The organism is Reticulibacter mediterranei, from assembly GCF_016587455.1.
The window spans coordinates 7243487-7264329 of record NZ_BNJK01000001.1; the positions used below are offsets into that span (position 1 = coordinate 7243487).

General features: G+C 53.6%; 17 protein-coding genes. 13 read left to right on the top strand and 4 right to left on the bottom strand.

The window, feature by feature from the left end:
- Positions 1-13 precede the first annotated feature (13 nt).
- Positions 14-793, top strand: a complete 780-nt coding sequence (locus K3T83_RS31365; protein WP_220206859.1) for an SDR family NAD(P)-dependent oxidoreductase — start codon at positions 14-16, stop codon at positions 791-793.
- 170 nt (positions 794-963) lie between these two features.
- Here the strand turns inward: K3T83_RS31365 and K3T83_RS31370 are convergent, their stop codons facing one another.
- Entirely contained in the window at positions 964-1713 is a 750-nt protein-coding gene (locus K3T83_RS31370; RefSeq protein ID WP_220206860.1) for a hypothetical protein, read from the bottom strand.
- A gap of 502 nt (positions 1714-2215) precedes the next feature.
- Here K3T83_RS31370 and K3T83_RS31375 point away from each other — a divergent pair.
- Genes K3T83_RS31375 through K3T83_RS31390 form a run of 4 tightly spaced genes read left to right on the top strand, consistent with a single transcriptional unit; the run spans position 2216 to position 9110 of the window.
- Positions 2216-3742 carry an Hsp70 family protein gene (locus tag K3T83_RS31375; protein WP_220206861.1) on the top strand — a complete coding sequence of 509 codons (1527 nt, stop codon included), beginning with the start codon at positions 2216-2218 and terminating at the stop codon, positions 3740-3742.
- A gap of 39 nt (positions 3743-3781) precedes the next feature.
- The gene (locus K3T83_RS31380; protein ID WP_220206862.1) at positions 3782-5356 is read left to right on the top strand and encodes an SPFH domain-containing protein; all 1575 of its coding nucleotides are present in this window, start codon (positions 3782-3784) and stop codon (positions 5354-5356) included.
- A 19-nt stretch (positions 5357-5375) separates the two neighbouring features.
- Positions 5376-7328 carry a hypothetical protein gene (locus tag K3T83_RS31385; protein WP_220206863.1) on the top strand — a complete coding sequence of 651 codons (1953 nt, stop codon included), beginning with the start codon at positions 5376-5378 and terminating at the stop codon, positions 7326-7328.
- A 3-nt stretch (positions 7329-7331) separates the two neighbouring features.
- On the top strand, positions 7332-9110 hold the full coding sequence (locus K3T83_RS31390; protein WP_220206864.1) for a hypothetical protein: 1779 nt from the start codon (positions 7332-7334) through the stop codon (positions 9108-9110).
- 47 nt (positions 9111-9157) lie between these two features.
- Here K3T83_RS31390 and K3T83_RS31395 read toward each other — a convergent pair whose 3' ends face one another.
- Entirely contained in the window at positions 9158-9550 is a 393-nt protein-coding gene (locus tag K3T83_RS31395; RefSeq protein WP_220206865.1) for an Hsp20/alpha crystallin family protein, read from the bottom strand.
- 73 nt (positions 9551-9623) lie between these two features.
- On the bottom strand, positions 9624-10058 hold the full coding sequence (locus tag K3T83_RS31400) for a hypothetical protein (protein WP_220206866.1): 435 nt from the start codon (positions 10056-10058) through the stop codon (positions 9624-9626).
- 293 nt (positions 10059-10351) lie between these two features.
- Between K3T83_RS31400 and K3T83_RS31405 the strand changes: the two genes are divergently transcribed.
- The 8 genes from K3T83_RS31405 to K3T83_RS31440 all read left to right on the top strand — a co-directional run bounded on the left by K3T83_RS31405 (position 10352) and on the right by K3T83_RS31440 (position 20397).
- Complete coding sequence (locus tag K3T83_RS31405) at positions 10352-11671, top strand: SWIM zinc finger family protein (protein ID WP_220206867.1); 1320 nt, start codon at positions 10352-10354, stop codon at positions 11669-11671.
- A gap of 36 nt (positions 11672-11707) precedes the next feature.
- Positions 11708-13264, top strand: a complete 1557-nt coding sequence (locus tag K3T83_RS31410) for a DUF5691 domain-containing protein (RefSeq protein ID WP_220206868.1) — start codon at positions 11708-11710, stop codon at positions 13262-13264.
- A gap of 2 nt (positions 13265-13266) precedes the next feature.
- The gene (locus K3T83_RS31415; RefSeq protein WP_236065026.1) at positions 13267-14406 is read left to right on the top strand and encodes an AAA family ATPase; all 1140 of its coding nucleotides are present in this window, start codon (positions 13267-13269) and stop codon (positions 14404-14406) included.
- Position 14407: 1 nt separating this feature from the next.
- Entirely contained in the window at positions 14408-16738 is a 2331-nt protein-coding gene (locus K3T83_RS31420) for a DUF5682 family protein (RefSeq protein ID WP_220206869.1), read from the top strand.
- Positions 16728-17915 carry a VWA domain-containing protein gene (locus K3T83_RS31425; protein WP_220206870.1) on the top strand — a complete coding sequence of 396 codons (1188 nt, stop codon included), beginning with the start codon at positions 16728-16730 and terminating at the stop codon, positions 17913-17915. Before K3T83_RS31420 ends, K3T83_RS31425 begins: the two co-directional genes overlap by 11 nt.
- Positions 17916-18494: 579 nt before the next feature.
- Positions 18495-18731: a hypothetical protein gene (locus tag K3T83_RS31430; protein WP_220206871.1), complete on the top strand. Its 237-nt coding sequence runs from the start codon at positions 18495-18497 to the stop codon at positions 18729-18731.
- A 136-nt stretch (positions 18732-18867) separates the two neighbouring features.
- Positions 18868-19809 carry a ribonuclease HIII gene (gene rnhC / locus K3T83_RS31435; RefSeq protein WP_220206872.1) on the top strand — a complete coding sequence of 314 codons (942 nt, stop codon included), beginning with the start codon at positions 18868-18870 and terminating at the stop codon, positions 19807-19809.
- 30 nt (positions 19810-19839) lie between these two features.
- Positions 19840-20397: a GrpB family protein gene (locus K3T83_RS31440; RefSeq protein ID WP_220206873.1), complete on the top strand. Its 558-nt coding sequence runs from the start codon at positions 19840-19842 to the stop codon at positions 20395-20397.
- Positions 20398-20402: 5 nt separating this feature from the next.
- Here the strand turns inward: K3T83_RS31440 and K3T83_RS31445 are convergent, their stop codons facing one another.
- On the bottom strand, positions 20403-20831 hold the full coding sequence (locus tag K3T83_RS31445; RefSeq protein WP_220206874.1) for a cupin domain-containing protein: 429 nt from the start codon (positions 20829-20831) through the stop codon (positions 20403-20405).
- Positions 20832-20843: the final 12 nt, after the last annotated feature.

Consider the following 20843-nt stretch of genomic DNA (forward strand, 5'->3'; position numbering starts at 1 on the left):
CAGGGTACACAACATGACAAAGGGAGACCTGACAGGCAAAGTTGCACTGGTCACTGGTTCAAGTCGTGGCTTAGGGCGTCATTATGCGTTGCACCTCGCGCGTGCCGGAGCCGACGTAATTATTCATGATATCGATGAGCAGGCCGCAGCTCAATTTGGTGAGGCTGCTTCGGGTCAGGCGGTGGCTGATGAGGTCCGCGCTCTGGGGCGTCGTTCGCTCTTTCTTGTCGCCGACTTGAGCGTGCCAACTCAAGTGGAACAACTGGTACAGCGGGCGCTTACGACATTTCAGCAGATCGATATTCTGGTGAACAATGCCGGTGGCGATATTGGCGCGCATACACCGCGTCCGGTGCCAAACGATGCACTGGATATCGACCCTGATGATATCCGCTCAGTCGTTGAGCGCAACCTGCTCACCACGATGTATAGCTGTAAATATGTAGGCACGCATATGCGCGAGCGGCGGGCAGGCAAGATCGTCAATATTGGTTCCTCAGCCGGGCATGTGCCAGTGCAAGGTGGCATCATTTATGCGGCGGCGAAGACAGCTATTGCGCACTACACGCGCTGTCTGGCCGAACAGATGCGGCCCTATGATGTCAACGTCAACTGCATTGCGCCCCCGCCAACCTATACGGGACGCTTTCTGGCAACACGCACTGTGAGCGGACAGGAGGGGAAATCTCGCTTGCAACGGATTGGGCAGCCTGAAGATATGGCTGAGGCCGTTCTGTTTCTGGTTGGCCCGCAATCGGAACGGCTCACAGGAGAAACTATCGTTTACTGGTAATAGATAAGAGACAATGAACATATAACGAATACAATGTTCCCAGATGTCGTAGTCGAGCGATTTATCGCGGGGGAAGCCGATGACAGGCTTCCCCCGCGATAAATCGCTCGACTACGACATCTCCAGTATTACCGAGCTATTTCATTATTACGGTAAAGAATGGCATGTTTTTAATCGCCAGCACCGAGCCGCCAGCGGATTTGATCGACGTTACGCATCAATCGTTTGAACATGTTGCGGCGAATGCTATAGATCTCTTGTGCGTCCTTGAACTCTTCGGGGCAAAATTGCAGGATTTCCCTGGCTTTGAGGCCACAGCGGAAGTGCAGGTAGGCCACGCGGACCTCGCGTTCGTTGGAGAGCATGCTGCATATAATAGTCCATAGTTCTTCAGTCTCGTCTAATTCGTCCATGACCAGTTCGGTTGAATCTGTCTCCGGCCACGCCATTTCCTTTGGCCGCGAATAGCTGCGCAGGGTGTCCATAATCGTCCCATTGAGGCTGGCACGCAAATAGCCGAGCGCTGCGGAGAGGGTCTGGAAATGCAAATTCTCGTTTTTTGTGCTGGCATACCATAAACGCGTGAATGCTTGAGCAACATAGTTTTCTTCGCTATCGATGGCGCAGGCCATTTCCCAGCGCGGATGGCGACGGAGCCAGCTTCGAGCTATTCCAGAGAAGCAGCGCTGTAGTGCTTCCCATGCATAGGGGTCGTGTAGCACCGTTGCGCGCCGAAACATTTCTAGCCCATAATTTTCATTACATAATGCATTATGATAATAACTGTCAATTTCTATTAAACAATGTTTTTCTAATGTAGCCAGACTCATATCACAAATTGCTACATCTTCTGATTGAAAAAGTGTTGTAAATGAGGCATCTTCCAAATTGATCTGCTTTGCAATCGCTATTTGCAGCATACTAACACCCCTTTTTGTCTTTCTACTGTTCACGCGAGAGAAAATAGCAATTGATAGCTTCGCTTGCATTTTTATGTATTGTATATATATCGGTGTATCAATTGCATCTCTCCTGAAACGTCCTGCCAGGAGAGCATTTCGTGAACCTGTCCGTGCTTTGTTGACTATACTATACTGGGGATGCGTCTCTTAAACGTTACGAAAAAGTCAAACGCTGAGAAAAATCGGCCATCAGAAAAAATATCTGCTATTTCTCGCTGAGATTGTCCGATGAAAGAGATAGAGGATAGCCATAAAGATCTCATCGGCGTGCCATGTTTATTGATGAGTTAGAGCATGCGTAATGTGTTCTAGTGCATTGTAATTAAGCCGAACTTAGAGTATCATCTCAACATATCTCCTTACGAGGGGATCAAGGGGTTACGTATTGCTCTGCAATGTTTGTGTAACAACATGTTGATGAATAGCATTTACCTCTCAATAACTGTTCAAGGAAATATAGATGAAACGTGCAGTTGGCATAGATCTGGGTACGACATTTTCTTCGATTACGATTGTCAACGCTGACAATGTGGCCCGTCCTATTCCCAATGCTGAGGGTATGTTCACCACGCCATCAGTTGCCCTCTGGCGAGATGGCAGCTTTTTTGTTGGGCAACCAGCGCTTGATATGGTGCAAGCTGCGAGCGGGGAAGAGCGCGAACGGCTCACAGGGTCGCTCATCCGCGGCGTCAAGCGCATGATGGGTCGTCCACCAGTTGGCGGTCTGGTCTCAAACGGTTACAGGACTGATCCGGTCGAAGTCTCTGCCGCCATCCTTGCCAAACTGGTACATGATGCCTCTACCCTGCTTGGTTTTCCTGTACGCGATGCCGTGATAACCGTTCCCGCTCACTTTGGAGATCGCGAACGTAGCGCCACCAAAGCCGCAGCCGAGAGAGCTGGCCTGCACGTCCTGCAAATGATGAACGAGCCAAGTGCGGCAGCATTGACCTATACGCATGGTCAGCAGGTGGAACCAGGCGCGGCGCTCGTTTTCGATCTTGGCGGTGGCACCTTTGATGCTACCATTTTACAACTTGGCACGCACGAATCACGCGTCCTGGCAACGAAAGGAATTGAGGAGCTTGGGGGCATCAACTTTACCAATGCGCTGGCAACCTCGCTCCGACGCCGCTATGAGATTGAAACAAAAACGGCGTATCCCAACGATATCGCTGCCTATGACCAGCTTGTAAATGTGGCAGAGGCGGCAAAGTGCCGTTTGAGTGCCGCTCAAAGTACGCGAGTAATGCTTGCACCTCCTCACGGTAGTCTGTTGGAACTGGAGGTGACGCGCAAGCAATTTGAAAGTCTGGTTGGATTGCTTTTGCTCCAATTGCAAGTTGTGGTCGAGCAAACGCTTGAGAGAGCGCACAAAACTCCGTCTGATATTCAGAAGGTCTTGCTCTGTGGTGGATCATCGCGCATTCCCGCCGTCCAGGAGATGCTGGCCCGCTTCTTTGGTCGTCGGCCAGAGGCCACGCTCGATCTCGATTTGAGCGTTGCGCTGGGAGCAGCTTATCAAGCAGCCGCGTATGCTGAAGTGCAAAAGGATGTGCAGGGGCAAAACGGACAGAGGCAAGAGGCACCGCAGCAGCACACCCCGGCTCTACAACTGTTGGCAGAAGAGGGGCTGGTGATCGATTGTGTGAGCTATCCGGTGGGTATTGCAGTGAAAAATGCAAGAGGTGAAGCTATTAAACTGGTGATGCTCCGTCCTGGCGATGCGCTGAATGCGTGGAGCCAGCCTGTTCCGGTGCGGATACTTGGTTCAACAGCTACATTTCCGCCTATTGATGTATATACTGGTGATGGCACGCAACTGCTTGCGAAAGAATATCTGGGCCAGATCTCGCTGGCATTGCCCCTTGGCACGCCGAGCGGCGCACACGCCACCGTCATGATGAGGCAGGATGGCAGCGGACTGGTACAGATTCAGATTAACCTTGCCGGGAGAGATCTCCCAGGCAACTTACAGCGCATATAGACGCATGTTCCCTCCAGATGAAAGGCAGTAGATATATTTATGCAGAAGATAGCAAAGCAGCAGCCAGCAAAGAAGCTGCTGAACCTGGAAGAGCAACATAAGCTCTTTGTCTCCGATGGATTGAACGACGAAGAGCCAGGGGATGAGAAGAAGGGGAAAGGGGATATTACCGACAAATTCTTCTTGCGCTTCCTCCTTCGCACACATGTTGAAGATAATACGGTAATGGTAGTCTATCGCGATGGGAAGCAATATAAGATACTGCCAGCGGGACCGCATTTTTTGTGGAATTGGGATATCATCTGGGGCAGTTGGCAGGTTAAGCGCATCAACCTGCGCACTGTCCTGCTGCCTGCCGTAGCCCAGGGGCGCGTCAAGGGGCCGTTGTTACCACATGATGCGCCAGGTGCGGCTAATTCTGATCTGGCCTGCAATGTCACCGCTCAAGTTGAACTGGCCTGCCAGATCGCAAATATTGATAAGTTCCTTTCTTTGCAGGAGCCGCTCGCCGTTTTTTATTCGGCATTTCATAATATTGTGGCAGAAATTATTGGCAAGCTCCCCTATGATCAGTATGGCGCGTGGGCGACAACCTTGCGCGATTACGTCAAGGAGCGCTTACAGGGAGGCCGGGACGATGCGGCCATCCTGAGCGGGTTGCGAGTGGAAGATGTGTTTGTGACGGCGGTTGAGGCCAACGAAGAGCATGACCGCATGATGCTGGAAATGTATAAGCTGGTGGAGAGAGCGCGCCGAGAGTTGCTTGAGGCCCAGGCCAATAGACAGCGGGATCGCGAGGTCATGCACGGCTTTATCGATCAGGGCCACATTCTCAATATCGCTCCGTCCATTCTGGCATTGCAGGATAGCACAATCGGCAAGGAATTGATTGAGCGCGACGCCGAGTTGCGCAAGCTGATGCTGGCGGTGGGACTTGATCCCGCGCTTAACATCCAGCAGCCACATATACAACGGCAACCTGGACAGACCCCGTCAGCCCCTTCAGTTGGCTATCTTCAACCGTTTAGCACCAGTGGGCAGCCACCAGCAGGAACCGCGCCAAACAGCAGCCAATCATTACCACCCGGTTACGCGCCTGCTTTTAGCGTGTCGGGTTCGCTCTCTCCCGCACCGCCTGCCCAACCGCCATCTGCCAGTTATCCAACGCTGGTCAACACTGACGGTCTGATGTTCCCGATCGGCAACCAGGGAACTGTGCCTCAAGCACCTCCACTGCCACCAGCGCCTCAGAGACAGGAGAGCGGCGCATCCATCAGCGAAACGCGCCAGGAGCAGGAGATAACGGAACTCACAATGGCAGGCTTCCTGTGTGCCGGGAAGGGACAGCAGACTCCCATCTTTGATGCGAACGGAAAACCTGTTCCGGGCAGCACTGAATGGGTGCTGGAAGCCTATTCACCCAGAGGGATAGGGTTTCTCACCATTATCTTTCACTGCCCGATGGGGTATCCAATCACGCCGCCAAAGGTTCAGGTGCGGACTCCCAATGGTGGGGAGATGCAGTGGGTGGAGCCGGACGTGGTGCAGGCCTGGCATCCGGGGCATTTACTGGTCGAAGTAGCGCAGGCGATAGATGAACAGATGCCAGACTGACCGCTGACAGGAGTTGTCCATGTCCACGTTGCACGAACCTCGTCTCCAGATCGATCCGCGTTGTATCAAGTGCGGAAAATCTCCTTCCGTCGATACTCCGTTGTTGGAGATGCAAAACCATCTCTACATTTGTAACGCATGTCGCCAGGAAGAGGAGCGCAAAGGGAAACGGATTGCCTGGGCCGATGGTGGGACGCTGCAACCGCTTGAGTTGCACATCCCCGTTCATCAGCCCACAGGAAGTAATGGAAACTCGAATAGTATCTTTGCCTTGCTTGGCATTGCAGCAGATGCTTCGGTTGACGAGGTTGAGATTGCACTGGCGGATAAGATGCGCTTCTGGATGTTTGAGCCGGATTCGGAAGAAAAAGAACTGATGATCGAGCGCTTGCGAATCTGGCAGGAAGAGCTGATCAACGATCCTGAGTTTCTGGAGAAGCAGCGACCATCAACCCCGCACGCGCAGCCAAAGGGGAGCGCCCTCACCATTGGCGAGCAACAGGTATATACGGCTCAAGAGTTCGTGGTCGCATGTGAGGAAAGTCGAGAGGGTTGGCAGGATGGAGAGCGCCTGTTGCGCAAGGGGGAGTTGCAGCACTGGATTCTCTTTCAACTTGAAAATCGCACGCTGGCTGGCAATGTTCACCAGATGGCACGGTCCAGCGTCCCGGATTTCCGTTTATTGAATGAGATTCTGTATCATCTCTCGCCGGAGCGCCCTTTTCGCCTCTATGCGCAAGAAAGTTGGGAGCCGTTCTCGCAGGTGCCGCAAGTAACCACGCTCGCTGAACTGATACAGCTCTGTGATCGCTATTGGGATCGCGGGGAGCAGCACCTCTATACGGGAGCGATGTTGCTCTGGCTTGAGCAGGTTCAGCACTGTGAGGGCATTCAGGAATATTATCAGGCGTGCATCAAAGCGTATGAGCATGATCAATACAGGCGCGGTCTGGGGCTGGAGCTGGTGCTGGAAAAGGTTGTGCCACAACTGGCCCGTCCTGCACTGCTCGTCTCCTTTGATGGCGTTGCGAATAAGTTTGTGCTGGAAGCCTGGGATCGTGAGCTGGCCCATAAGCCGATTATGCTGCAAGTGACCAGCAACACGCGCGGCTTTTCGAGTCTCACGCTTGAAATCCTCAAGCCAGATCTGGCGGCTCCCAGCTGGCTGCAACTGGCTGGTATTGTACCGCCGGCGGCAGAGCGGATTGCAATTAGCGGCAGGCTGGGCACGGGAACGCCCGCATCTCACTCTATCAAACTGGTCAATCTGGAGGCGCTGGATCGAGGCAAAACGTATCGTCAGGCGTTGCGCATCGTGGAATGGCGTGAAGTGGGACAACCACCGATACTTCATGAATATCCATTAACGATCACCACCATGACCTATTTCCAGGGCTTACGAGGCAAGCTCTGGCTCTGGGGGCTGCGAGGAGACTTCCCCGGTTTTGTGTGGAACTTTGTGACTGGTGCAGTGCTGGCAGGGCTTGTGATAGGTTTCACGTCTGCCCTGGCCGCTCCTTTCTATGCTCCCTGGCAGGATCAGGTTCAGCATGGAGCGATGAACGCTGGAATAGCGTTGATGAGTTGCGTGATTGGGGCGGCAGAGATGGGACACCAATTGAATCTTTTCTTCCTTCTGCTCGTTGGCCTGATAACCGGGGGAATTGGCGCGTATACAGGCTTCAGACGCGGCCATACAAGCTATACAGAGAAACAGAGTGCCGGAATATTCAAAAAGCTTGGAAATAAGTTGGTGCCGCTGTTATGCGTTTTTATGTTGTTCTGGGGTATCATTCATCCCCCAACGGCGGCAGAAAGCAACGCCTCTCCCTATTGGATTATTGGTGGCGGCCTGCTTATAAGTCTGTGTATGGTGTTGCTCATTCATGTTATGACGCTTATTCGCACCTATGCTGAGCGCTACATACGGAGACGATATGCCAATCTTGTTAACCCGCCTGGGAAGGAGTGAACGATGGTCGATTCTATCGAGCAATCTTTTGTCAATTACTATGAAGTGCTGGGGGTGACAGAAGATGCCGATACAGCCGATATCGAAGAGGCACTGGAGCAGTACGAACAGAATATGACCTTCCAGCTCAATAATCCATTCACGATGAAGAGCGCTCGCTATGCCATCAATGTGTTGATACCGGGGATACGGCAGCATCTTCTTTCCGGGCAGGCCACACGCGAGCATTATGATCAACAACTGATCGTATTCAAGCAGCAGGATCAGGAGAGCGAGTCAGGGGAACAGGCAGACGATGAGGGGCTTGATCTGTTGATCCGCCAGCCGTTTTTCTTCGATCCCTATGATGGCTATGATACCGAGCTTCCCACCTATACGTTGCGTGGGATCGCCGAGCGATTCGATGCAGAGTGGGAACGAGCGCACACCTGGATTGCCGACACATCTGCCATGACACATCCGCTGGTTGGTTATCTCACGCATGCTGCTTTACGTCATCGTCTGGCGGCGTGTGTGAACGAGATCATCCAGGCGATCTCTCTGTCGGGGATGCATCCAGATGAGGCGATAGAGCGCTGTATTCTGCTGCTCAATCCTGCGGTAGAGCGGCCTCGCTTTGGCATTCAGGAACTTAGAGAAGGGGGAAGCCTGTTTCATGCCGGAACATTTGTCGCGGATCGCCCCGCCGAAGCAGCCTTGACGCTCTATCATAGCGGCAGGCGAGGTTGTACCTTTGGTCGCATCGAAAGCAGAACGCCCTGGCTCACATTGCAGGCTCAGAGAACTTCCATGCGCTTTGCCCTCCTACGACAGGGGACTGGAAGTTCATCCACTATAAAAATACCACTATGCTTTGATGTACAGCATCTCACGCATAATGTTTCGCATACAGCAGAAGTGATGCTCTATCTGGATAATTATGACCCTCCTGTTGAGATGCCGTTGCAAGTCATGATCCATGTTCCTGCGCTCCCGCCGCGTGTGGTATTGGATCAGCTTACCGCAGCCCCTATCTTTCTGGGAAGCATCCGGCGTGGTCAGATTGTTCGGTATGTGGTGATCCCACACAATACTGCTGATGAGGAACTGATCCCTCTCGTCGCTCAGATCAGCAGCGATGATGCAGGGGCTAGCGCGGAACCAACTCATTTTCATCATAATCAACCGGTGGAGCTAATTATTGATACCAGCAATAAAGCACACGGGAGCCATTACGATGTGACCTATCATATCAGCTATCATCTCACGCCGGGAGCCTCCGGCCCCACGACATTGCGGCTGTATGGTGAAATTTTGCCGACCGTCTGGCAAAGTATGCTGCGGGTGAAGCCTTTGCAAAAACGGTTGCAGGCAGGTAGTCTTGGTTTGTTCATCGGCCTTGTCTGGTTTGGCAGTCTGGGAGGCGTCGTCTCTGGTCGCATTCTGGCAATGCTCGTTTTCTTTTTTGCCATACCACTGTGCATCATGGGGGCCGCTCACCTCAGCCTTGATGCTCTGCTGCCTCACCTGCAACGCTCTGCATATGTTGATCTCTCACAAAAACTGGTTGCTCCTCTTATACGCTGGGGTATCCCTGCGGGGATTGGTGTGCTGCTGGGCCTTATCTGTGGCCTCATTCCACAGATTGATACTGCATTGCTCATCGGGGGGGGGGTTGGTGCCCTGGTGGGAGGAATGCTGGGATTTCTGGCCGACTCCTTGCCGTTGGCAAAGCGATTGCCAGCGTGGAAAGCAAATCTTGCTTTCATGAAATGGCGCATCAAAAGAAAGACCCGCGTATAACCCATATGGGTCATGCGGGCCTTCTTTGTTGGGAGAAAGGATGTGCTTCACGATAGGTGCCCAGTATGACCTACATATTCACCATGCTTGGCTCCAGTCTTTTGCAGCATCAGACTGGCTGGAATCGTTTGCTCGCTGATCGGGAATGCTACCACCAGCACGCCGTTGCCATAGGTGATGTTGGCGTGGACTGCATCAACTGTGTTAGGCAGATCCAACTCGCGATGATAGCTTCCCACGCTCCATTCATCGATCAAAAGTTCTTTGATATCCTTGAGGAGTCCACGAATAATGCCATCGATGATCAAGTGACCGTTGGCATCGACCCGGACATTGATATCTTCCGGCTCCAGACCGGGCATCGGAGCTGCGATCATGAGGCGATCAGCGCTGCGATAGACTTTAATAGGTACATGTTGGATCTTGGCTTTCTCTTGCATAAACTTCACCTCTTCGTCAGTGGGCGGGGAGAGACCCGCACCGCTCGCTCTTTTCTCTTCATCATCTGATCCCTTAGCCAGCGGGATTGCTCCGGTCGGGGGTATCCGTCGTATAGCCCATCTGCTGATCATCACCCCAGGAGGTGCCGGTCTCGCGTCCAGGAGTTTCGACCTGCTTCCCAGGCTGATTTTTTGCATGTCTGGCCCCGCTATGAGCCGGGTTGTATCCTTGTTGAGCAGGATTGGCGCTGGCTGGTTCTCCAGTGCGCTCTTCAGCACGACCATAGCCCTCTGTGCCTTCTGTCTCCAGATATCCATCCTGGCGTGGGCGAGCAGAGGATGTGGCGTTTTGCTGTGAGGTTTGAGCCACATCAGAGATATTGTGTAAAACTTTCTCGCGTGTTGTGCCAGCCGCCTGAGCCGCCGCATCTATATCTTGTAGCGTGATATTCCGTTTATCTCCATGATTATCAGCGGGATGATTACATCCACAGCTAATACACATCATTCATCCTCCAATCTCTCTTGATGACTTTTTCATTCCCCTCTCGCTTGTGAACAGCCTTTATGAAAAACATCATGGCATATCAATCTCACGTATTCAGCGCGGAAGTAGTTTCAACGTCACCACTCCGGTTGTGCGCAAGAAGGTCAGGCTGCGGTAGAGCTAAAAACTAGTCATTTCGTCCCTTTTCTGGCTGGCACAGTACCCATTCCTTGCCGTTTTCGGTACACTGCAAAAGAACAACAATACAGACAGACAAAAAGGACAAAAAATACTTGTTCTGGGGGGATATATTCGTGGGGTTACAAATCACGACAGACCAGGTATTGGCACTGTCTCCCGATGCAAGTTCCACCAAAGCCGGAAAAAAGCTTGGGAATAGCAAGCATTGGAAGAATACTGGTCAGAGTTCAGAGGTACTCTGGGGAGAGTGTCAGGGAAGCGCACTCTATCAGGTGCGAGTCGAATGTTCCACGCTCACCATTCAATGCAGTTGTCCCAGCCGCAAGCAGCCCTGTAAACATGGTCTCGGTCTGCTTTTTCTCGCTATTGATACTCCTGACGCCGTTCCAGAGGCAGAACATCCCGATTGGATCGTGTCGTGGCTGGCGAAACGTGCGGCAGTCACGAAGCGCAAAGAGACGCTTCAGGCGAAAGCAAGCGAGGGAGTCTCACCAGCCGCGCAAGCCAAGACCGTTGAGAAGCGTAAAGCGCAGGTAGTGCAGGGGATTGAGCGCCTTGATCTCTGGCTCAACGATCTGGTGCGCAACGGTTTGGGGAGCCTGGAAACCCAGCCTTTCACCTTCTGGGAGCAGCAGGCGAAACAGATGGTGGATGCGCAGGCGTCCGGCCTCGCTTCACGCATACGAACAATGGGTACGATCCCTAACGCTTCTCCAAACTGGCCTGAGAAGCTCCTGGCGCACTGTGGACAGCTTGCCTTGCTTACTCAGGCATATGGGCGGCTTGATCAATTGGAGCCTGGCTTGCAAGAGGATGTGCGCCAATTGGTTGGCTGGTCACTCAAAGAGGATGAGGTGCTGGTGCGTGGCGAGCGCATGAGTGATGACTGGATGTTTCTGGGTCAGATCGTTGAGACTATCGACCGGGGACAGGCCCAGCGCACATGGTTGCTCGGCACTGCGACAAAACGCCCGGCCATGATCCTGCAATTTTCCATCGCTGGCAGCGGCTTTCAAACCACATACCCCTTCGGCGTTCGGCAGCAGGCCAATCTCGTCTACTGGCCGGGCGCAGTACCACAGCGAGCGCTGATTGAAGCACGCAATGGCGATCTGATACCATTCACAGCTGCCCTTCCTGGTTATCCAACAATAGATGAGTTTTACACCGGTGTTGCGGTGCTGCTGGCTCGTCAGCCCTGGCAGGAGCGCTTTTTATGTGTGTTGAACAATGTTATTCCGCTCTATGACCAGAGAAGCGATCAGTGGTGGGTGCGCGATGTGGAAGGTCAGGGATTGCCGCTGACCAGGGGCGAATACTGGCAAATGTTGGTGCGCTCTGGAGGCCGTCCCGTTGATTTTGCGGGTGAGTGGAATGGCGAAACAGTTGCACCATTGGGAGCGTTGGTGGAAGGCCAGTATCACAAAATTTAAAGCCACAAAATGTACATGAGATTTTGAAGGGGTTGTATGGATATTATTGTTACCACCGCTATCGTTGGCACCGGGCAGGCAGGTAATCAGGGCATAACGACCAGTACGCCAGTTGACGCGTTGGCAGCACAGCTTTCATGTGAACCTGAGCGACAATTGTTGCTGGCAGCTGGTGCCTGGGCCATGTATCGCCGGGCCGGGAGAGTCGCTGGCGCAGCGCCAGAGGCCCCTCCACCTGCGGAGTCAGAAACGCTTGCCGATTGCTCTCGTCGCGTCAAACAGATTATCGATGATACGCTGCTGCAAAACGAGGACGATCTGTTGCTGGAAGCGTTGGCACGTATGCGCAATGCTGGTTTACGTCTCCCGTATGATTTTTTGCCCCAGGTATTGCAGCGGGGCGCAGAGAAGAAGGCACTGAGGGCTGCCCTCGTTCCTGTGCTGGGCACACGTGGACACTGGTTGAGCCAGTTTAACCCGGCCTGGTCCTGGGTTGCGCAATACCTGGCCGAGACGACCCAGGCGCTCCCGACTGATGCGGAGACAATCTGGCAAGAGGGAACGCAGGGACAGCGGGCCGAGATTCTCCAGCGTTTGCGCCAGAGCGATCCAGCCAAAGCGAGAACATGGTTAGTAGAGGTGTGGAAGCTGGAAAAGGCCGAAGCCAGAAATGATTTTCTCGCGACAATGGAGACGCAGCTTTCAATGGAGGACGAGCCATTTCTTGAGCAGGCACTCGATGATCGTAGCTCCAATGTGCGTGCTACCGCTGCCTCGTTTCTGGCTCGTCTCCCTGAGTCTGCCCTGACCCGACGTATGCGGGCGCGCGCCAACGCGATACTCTCTTATACCAATAACGAACTCGTTGTGACGCTCCCAGAGGAGATCGATCAGGCATGGGAGCGCGATGGCATCATAAGCAATAGCGATAATATCCAGGGAAAACGTACTACCTGGATGACGAAGGTACTTGCTCAAGTGCCGCCTCAGCATTGGGAGGAGCAGTTTGGCCTGACCCCGCAGCAGCTTCTCGATGCCGCCGTTCAAACGCACTGGGTGCTGGAACTCATCGAAAGCTGGTCATATGCAACCCTGCTTCACCGTAGCGCTCACTGGATTGCCCCGCTGGTTGACTGGTGGGATGGTTCTCAACCTGATTCTCAACTCACCCTGGCTGGTATAGAGGCAAAAGCAAAATCGAGCTTTGCACGCCAGCATAAGGCTAGTCTCCTGGCCCTTTTGCCACAGCGAGAAGCAGAGCAAAAGGTATTGCAATTGCGCGAAAGCGGCGAAGAATGGATGCCTGCTGCTGTGGCTCTCCCGAAGCCCTGGAGCGAAGAATTCGGGCACACCTGTTTGCAAATCATGCGCGATTACTTGCATTCTCTCAATAAAGATTCAGACTACGGGTATGAGTGGGTGAATTTTCTCAAAGGGATGGAGATGGCGCTGCCACCTGCCTGTTTCGCCGCAGCGCTCCAATCCTGGGAAATACCAGACGTGAAGCAATGGATAGTATCCTACTGGAAACGTGAATTAACAGCATTTGAAGCATATATACGCCTGAAAAAACGCATATTGGAGGAGATTTAATAATGACAACGGTAAATGGAAATGGCACGCACATCACAACTGAGAATAAAGAAACAACTGCACTGAACGCTGTCTTGCGTCAACATGCTGAAGAGCAATATGCCGAAGAACTTGCTGAACTGGAGAAAATTGATACGCGTCAGCGGCCCCCCAACTGGAAGCTCTCGCCCTGGGCGGCGCGCACCTACCTGATGGGCGACACGCTCCCCAATGGCTTTGTTGTTAGCCCGAAATATATCGGCAATCCGCGCCTGATCGAGATCGCTGTGGCAACGCTGGCAACGGATCGCGCGCTGCTGCTGTATGGCTTGCCCGGTACTGCGAAGAGCTGGGTCAGCGAGCATCTCGCCGCCGCCATTACCGGCAACTCGACTCTACTCGTTCAGGGAACGGCAGGCACTGACGAGCAGGCCATTCGCTATGGCTGGAACTACGCTCGTTTGTTAGTGGAAGGTCCATCGGAGGCCGCGCTGGTGGTAAGTCCGATGATGCAGGCCATGCAGCAGGGAAAAATCGCACGCCTTGAGGAGTTAACTCGTATCCCCAGCGAAGTGCAGGACACGCTGATTACCATTCTTTCCGAGAAAACATTGCCCATTCCTGAGTTGAATACAGAAGTTCAGGCCAGTAAAGGGTTCAACGTGATCGCCACCGCCAATAACCGCGACAAGGGAGTCAACGAGCTTTCCAGTGCCCTGATGCGCCGCTTCAATACCGTTGTCCTGCCGCTACCCGATAGCATGGACGAAGAAGTTGAGATCGTTGATCGCCGCGTTGCCAGCCTCGGTCGCGCGTTGGAGCTTCCTGCTGAGAAGCCAGCGTTGGAGGAGATTCGCCGTGTCGTGACAGTCTTCCGCGAACTGCGATCTGGTGTCACGCTCGATGGCAAAACGAAGGTCAAGACTCCCAGCGGCACCCTTTCAACCGCTGAAGCCATTTCCGTGATTAACAGCGGCCTGGCTATGGCTGGCTATTATGGCGATGGCACGTTGCGTTCAAACGATCTGGCCGCTGGTTTGACAGGAGCGATTATTAAAGATCCGGTTCAGGATCGCGTTGTCTGGCTTGAATACCTGCAAACCGTTGTCAAAGAGCGCGACGGATGGAAGGATCTCTATCGCGCCTGCCACGAGGTGCTTTAACATGAGCATTCATGTTTTCGGGATACGTCATCATGGGCCAGGGTGTGCGCGTAGTCTACACGCCGCCCTGGAGCAGCTCCAGCCCGATATTGTGCTGGTGGAGGGACCGCCTGATGCACAGGAGGTGCTGCCGCTGCTAACCCATGAGCAGATGCAACCGCCGGTCGCGCTGATCATCTACGCACCGGAGGAGCCAAAACGCGCCGTCTACTATCCATTTACTCATTTCTCACCGGAATGGCAGGCGTTGCGCTATGGCCTGGAACATCAGATCCCGGCGCGCTTTATGGATCTGCCCCAGGCGATTCAGCTGGCAAAGACACCGATCCAACCGGAGGCGACCGCACCTCTGGAGACTGATGCCCCAGATGCTCAACAGGCCACAACCAGCGCCCGCAAGAAGCTGAAGGAGGCGCAAATGGTTGCTCCCGACGCTCAGGATGCGGGCGATACCAATGACGTACGGCATACCGATCCGCTGGCCCTGCTTGCCGAGGCTGCGGGATATAGCGATCATGAACTCTGGTGGGAGGAGCAGATAGAGCAGCGGCGCGATATGACCAATCTGTTCGAGGGCATTCTGGAAGCGATGACCGCGTTGCGAGCGGATACAACACCAAAAGATGAGGAAGAAGCGCAGCGCGAAGCCTATATGCGTCAGACGATTCGAGCGGCCCAGAAAGAGGGCTTTGAGCGTATCGCCGTTGTGTGTGGAGCATGGCACGCCCCCGTTCTGGTCTCGCCAGGACCGGCGAAAGCTGATACGGCGCTGCTCAATGGCCTGAAGAAGCTCAAGGTCTCAGCGACCTGGATTCCCTGGACCAATTCGCGCCTCTCTTATCGTAGCGGCTATGGGGCAGGCGTCACCTCGCCCGGCTGGTATGAGCATCTCTGGACGACGCCGGATCGCCTCTCGATTCGTTGGGTGACTCGTGCCGCCCATCTGCTGCGTGAACAGAAGCTCGATGTCTCCTCCGCGAGTGTAATTGAGGCGGTGCGTCTTGCCGAAGCGCTCTCAGCCCTGCGCGATCGTCCGATGCCCGGATTGGCCGAGTTGCACGAAGCGATCAGGACGGTGTTGTGCAATGGCGATGCTTCGCCGATGGCGCTGATCCATGAGAAGCTCGAAGTTGGCGAGAAGCTGGGAGAGGTTCCGTCTGACGCACCAGCCGTGCCGCTTCAACGTGATCTGGAAGCGAAACAGCGCCGCTTGCGCCTCAAACCATCGACGGAGATTGTGACGCTTGATCTTGATCTGCGCAAAGAAACGGATCGTGCGCGCAGTCAGCTTTTGCACCAGTTGCGGTTGTTGAACATTCCCTGGGGCGAGCTTCAGCATGTTTCGGGCAAGAGTGGTACCTTTCATGAGATCTGGCGGCTGCAATGGCAGGTTGAGTTTGCGGTAGCCATCATCGAGGCTAATATATGGGGCAACGCCGTTGAGACTGCTGCAACAGCCTTTGCCTGTCACAAGGCAGAGAACACAGAAGAGTTACCAGCTCTGAGCGAATTGTTAGATCAGGTCATTCTTTCGGTCTTGCCTGAAGCGATTGATCGCCTGCTCTCCATCATTCAGAAGCGAGCTGCCGTCTCAGCCGACGTGCAGCATTTGATGGGCGCTCTCCCGCCTTTAGCGCGAGTGGCTCGCTATGGCGACGTACGCCAGACCAGAGCTGAGCAGATTCTCCCCGTGATCGATGGGTTATTCGAGCGTATCATCATCGGCTTGCCCGGAGCGTGTTCGTCGCTCGACGATGATGCCGCCCAGAAGATGGTGAGCAGTATCGACAGGGTGCAGGAATGTGTTGGCCTGCTCAATCGCGACGAGCAGCGGGAGGAGTGGCAGGAGACCTTGCGCCAACTGATGGAGAAAGAGGGCATTCACGGCCTGTTGCGTGGGCGCTGCTGCCGATTGTTGCTGGAGCAGCGTGTGTTGGATGAAGAGGAATTACAACGGCTCACCCGCCTGGCTCTCTCCACTGCTGTTCCAGCACCACAGGCGGCGGCATGGGTCGAGGGTGTGCTACGTGGCAGTGGTATGCTGGTGCTGCATCAAGATGGCCTGTGGCGTGCGCTGGATCGCTGGATGAGCGATCTGACTGCTGAGACATTCGAGGCATTGCTACCCATTTTGCGTCGAGCATTTTCCAGCTTCCAGGCACCGGAGCGACGCGCAATGGGCGAGAAGGTGAAGCACCTGTCGGCATCCTCCGCGCATGTGATAGCTCAGCACGGCTCAGCGCATGGTCAGGAGGCGTTGCATCAGGGGCGCGCAATGAGCGTTCTGCCAGTATTAGCACAGATTATGGGGGTGAACTTGCATGGCAATTGACGAGCAAGAGCGCTTGCGCCGCTGGAGACTGGTGCTGGGCAAGAGTGCTGGAGAGAGCATGGGTGGTGCTGGTGGAGATGGTGCAGGAGACGGTATGGCGTTGAGCGGTCGCGATAAAGGGATGGATAGCGTTCTGGAGGCGCTGTATGATACGGATCGCTCGGCAGGTCTGGGCAGTTCGTCACCCAATGTGGCGCGCTGGCTTGGCGATATCCGCACCTACTTTCCATCATCAACCGTTCGCGTCATGCAGCAGGATGCTTTGCAGCGTCTGAATCTGACGCAGATGTTGTTAGAGCCGGAGATGCTGGAAAATGTGGAGGCAGATGTTCATCTGGTTGCTACGCTGCTTTCGCTGAGCCGGGTTATTCCCGATAAAACCAAAGATACCGCACGACAGGTGGTGCGCAAGGTGGTGGAAGAACTGGAGCGCAAACTGGCGAATCCGCTGCTTCAGGCCGTGCGTGGTAGCCTCAGTCGAGCCACACGCACCCGGCGTCCACGCGCAAACGAGATCGACTGGAATCGTACGATTCGGGCCAACCTGAAAAACTACCTGCCAGAGCGCCGCACGATCATCGCCGAACAACTGATTGGGTACGGCCACAAACGTTCGTCGTTGCGCGATATCGTCCTGTGTGTGGACCAGAGCGGCTCGATGGCGGCGTCGGTTGTCTATTCGGGCATTTTTGGTGCAGTGCTGGCCTCGATCAAAGCTGTCAGCACGCGGATGGTGGTCTTTGATACCTCTGTGGTGGATCTGAGCGATGACTTGCAAGATCCGGTTGATCTGCTTTTCGGCACCCAGCTTGGCGGCGGCACCGATATCAATCGTGCGCTGGCCTACTGTGAGCAGGTGATTACGCGTCCAACACAAACGATCCTGGTGCTTATCACCGATCTCTATGAGGGGGGCAATCGGCAAGAGATGATGCGGCGAGCAGCGGCGCTTGTGGGTAGCGGTGTTCAGGTGGTGTGTCTGCTAGCCCTCAGCGACCGGGGTGCGCCATCCTTTGACCAGCGCAACGCCGCCCAGCTTGCCAGCATGGGCATCCCCTCGTTCGCCTGTACGCCCGATCTGTTTCCTGATCTGATGGCAGCTGCCATTCAGAAGCAAGATCTGAACCTGTGGGCTGCCAGAAACGATATCGTCACGGCACGGGGCGAAGAGGGCTAGGGAAAGATTGCTTTCTTGATCGAAGAACGGTAGCCTCGAAAGTTCGTAGTGGAGCGATTTATTGCGCAATCCAGCCCATGCGCGATAAATCGCTCCACTACGAACTTTCGAGATCGTGATTTCTTCTTTAAAGAATTATTCTGTATGAGAATTATAGCGCCAACAGGTCAAACCAGCATACAGAGCAATAGCCTCTATTTTAAGAGTGTAGGAAGGTTGTTGTTGAGGTAGTAATTGGTAACAAAGTACTATCTCTGTTTGGCGCAAATAGTTGGTCGAGGGCGCTGACAACTACATCCTCGGCCATGATCGGCGCAATCCAAAAATGTAATCTTAACAATGGGGTAAATGTTTTGACGCACCCATCATCTCTGCTAAGCATCTGGGGGGCCGAGACAGGGGTGTCATCAATGAAACAACTGACTGTATCGATTGATACCTACTATGATTTTCTCATTTTCGGCTTCAACTCTTCGCGCTGTTAGGGAGGAGTTTGAGCGTATAGCACAACCTGATGTAAGGTTATGAAATCCATATATTTACTCTTTAGTATTTCGCTGCAATGAAAGAGGCCAAATCGTGAGTTATCCTATCGGTTCACCTGTTACCTTTCGCAAGACGCCCTATACGATAGAGCGTTTTATCCCGGTACACAAAGTCCCAACAAAATGTAAATTGCAAGATCGAGGTCCAGGATACAATCTGTATATCGTGAGGAATGTGGAGGAGCCGAGCAAGAGCGCTTTTGTGTGGGAGAGCGAACTGGACCTGGAAAATAAAGTAGCGCAGGCACAGGAGGAAGCTGTAGGTATGTAACCCTGTACGCGCACCCTCTTGAATGCCTGACAAGAAGCCGGGGATCACTTAATCCTCGGCTTTTGTTTTTTTGCAACGTACCAAATAGGTATATCTGTTATAATGGAAATGGCAAGTAGATAAAGGGGAGGTAATTATGGGGAATGTCGATCTACAGGCAATGAAAGTTGCATTTCGGCAATTTGTGCAGGACAGGGGATGGTCGATTGTAGCGGAAAAAGAGATCCAGAGCGGGTATCAATTCACCATAACAGATAGAACAACGGCGGTTCCGGTTGCGCTCTACAAAACGGGTAAGGTGCTGGTACAGGGCAAGCCGGGAGTGCTGCAAACAGCGCTCAAAGCATGGGCCTATGGTTCCGCAGTTCCAACTCAGCCGCAATTGCAAGATGTAACGAGTATACCCTCTTCGCCACGTATGACCGGTCTTGCCAGGATTGGTAGCGATGAATCGGGGAAGGGCGATTATTTTGGCCCGCTGGTGGTCGCAGCAGTCTATGTGGATAAGCAGACCGAACCACAGTTGCTGGCGCTCAATGTGCGAGATAGCAAGCAACTCAGCGATTCGGCGATTCTCACGCTGGCCGAAGAGATTAGAAGTGTGTGTCGTGGGCAGGGGATGATGCGTGTCTATATGCCGGAGCGCTATAACGAGTTATATCAACAATGGTCAAATCTCAATCTGTTGCTGGCTGATGCCCATGCTCAAATCATTTGTGCGTTGCAAAAGAAGGTGCCGTGCGAGCGAGCAATTGTGGATCAATTTGGAGATGAAGCGCTGGTGCGTGAGGCACTGAACAAAACAGGGTGTAAGATTGCATTAGAACAGCGTCATCGGGCCGAGGATGATCTCGCTGTGGCCGCAGCCTCAATTATTGCTCGCGCCGAATTTGTGCGTCAGATGGTAGTTTTGTCGCAAGCCGTTGGCATCGATCTGCCCAAAGGAGCCTCCAATCCACGTATCAGCGAAGTTGGGCGCGAGATTGTCGCCGTTGGAGGATTGGATGCGTTGCGCAAGGTGGCGAAGCTACATTTCAAGATCACATCCGCTATTATGCAAGGACAGGCAACTCTGTGAGCTATCCTACTGGGAAAGGAATCTTCACCAATGCCGCAAAAAGCAGATGATCCCATCAGAATCGTTCCCTACGACGCATCCTGGCCTCATCTCTTCAAAGAGCTAGCCTTGCCGCTTCGTCGCGAGCTTGGGAATGTAGCTTTGCGTATCGATCACATTGGATCGACCTCGATTCCTGGATTAGCGGCCAAGCCTGTGATTGATCTGCAAATCTCAATAGCCGACTTTGAGCCTCTAGAGGCATATCGCCTGCCTCTAGAGCGCCTGGGCTATGTGTTTCATGCGGAGAATACAGAACGCACGAAACGTTTTTTCCGTGAATCGATTGGACAGAGGCGAACGCACATTCACGTACGCAGAGCAGGGAGCTTTAGCGAACAATTGCCCCTGCTCTTTCGCGATTTCTTGCGCACTCATCCATTGGTCGCACAGCAATATGCGGATCTCAAGATCGAGCTTGCCAGGCAGTACGAATGGGATCGTCAGGCATATACCGATGCCAAGCAGCCCTTTATCTGGAACGTCATTGCACAGGCTGATGAATGGGCGCAACAGATAGGCTGGCTTCCTGCCCCTTCAGACGTGTAATCTGTCTACTTTCCTCGCACGATTGGTGGGACCTTGCCAGCAGGAATCTCTTGAAAATCGGGAAGCGCCTCCAGCACTTTTTCAGCCCCGGCGGGATTGTACATCGCTAGCAGGCGTAATGGCTCCCAGCCCGTATTGAGCGTTGAGTGGAACATCGCAGTTGGCACATAGATCGTGTCGCCAGGTTTGATGGGGAAAGGCTCGCCATCGTTGAGCATCTGCAAGCCCTCGCCGGAGAGAACATAGAGTATCTCCTCCGATTGTGGGTGGTTGTGACGATCATGCCCCTTGCCCGGCAGCAAAACGACCTCGCCAAAGGTCACACCGGCCCCGCTGATATGTTCGGGCCTGACGAACCATTTGATGGCTCCCCACTCAAAGGTTTGCGTTGAAACGGAATTCGGATCTATTTGTCTGGCTATCTCCTGTAGCATGTTTAGTCTCCT

Excerpts from the sequence above, each read along its gene's own strand:
- K3T83_RS31365 (WP_220206859.1), top strand. The coding sequence starts at position 14 with ATGACAAAGGGAGACCTGACAGGCAAAGTTGCACTGGTCACTGGTTCA.
- K3T83_RS31370 (WP_220206860.1), bottom strand. The coding sequence starts at position 1,713 with ATGCTGCAAATAGCGATTGCAAAGCAGATCAATTTGGAAGATGCCTCA.
- K3T83_RS31375 (WP_220206861.1), top strand. The coding sequence starts at position 2,216 with ATGAAACGTGCAGTTGGCATAGATCTGGGTACGACATTTTCTTCGATT.
- K3T83_RS31380 (WP_220206862.1), top strand. The coding sequence starts at position 3,782 with ATGCAGAAGATAGCAAAGCAGCAGCCAGCAAAGAAGCTGCTGAACCTG.
- K3T83_RS31385 (WP_220206863.1), top strand. The coding sequence starts at position 5,376 with ATGTCCACGTTGCACGAACCTCGTCTCCAGATCGATCCGCGTTGTATC.
- K3T83_RS31390 (WP_220206864.1), top strand. The coding sequence starts at position 7,332 with ATGGTCGATTCTATCGAGCAATCTTTTGTCAATTACTATGAAGTGCTG.
- K3T83_RS31395 (WP_220206865.1), bottom strand. The coding sequence starts at position 9,550 with ATGCAAGAGAAAGCCAAGATCCAACATGTACCTATTAAAGTCTATCGC.
- K3T83_RS31400 (WP_220206866.1), bottom strand. The coding sequence starts at position 10,058 with ATGATGTGTATTAGCTGTGGATGTAATCATCCCGCTGATAATCATGGA.
- K3T83_RS31410 (WP_220206868.1), top strand. The coding sequence starts at position 11,708 with ATGGATATTATTGTTACCACCGCTATCGTTGGCACCGGGCAGGCAGGT.
- K3T83_RS31415 (WP_236065026.1), top strand. The coding sequence starts at position 13,267 with ATGACAACGGTAAATGGAAATGGCACGCACATCACAACTGAGAATAAA.
- K3T83_RS31420 (WP_220206869.1), top strand. The coding sequence starts at position 14,408 with ATGAGCATTCATGTTTTCGGGATACGTCATCATGGGCCAGGGTGTGCG.
- K3T83_RS31425 (WP_220206870.1), top strand. The coding sequence starts at position 16,728 with ATGGCAATTGACGAGCAAGAGCGCTTGCGCCGCTGGAGACTGGTGCTG.
- rnhC (WP_220206872.1), top strand. The coding sequence starts at position 18,868 with ATGGGGAATGTCGATCTACAGGCAATGAAAGTTGCATTTCGGCAATTT.
- K3T83_RS31440 (WP_220206873.1), top strand. The coding sequence starts at position 19,840 with ATGCCGCAAAAAGCAGATGATCCCATCAGAATCGTTCCCTACGACGCA.
- K3T83_RS31445 (WP_220206874.1), bottom strand. The coding sequence starts at position 20,831 with ATGCTACAGGAGATAGCCAGACAAATAGATCCGAATTCCGTTTCAACG.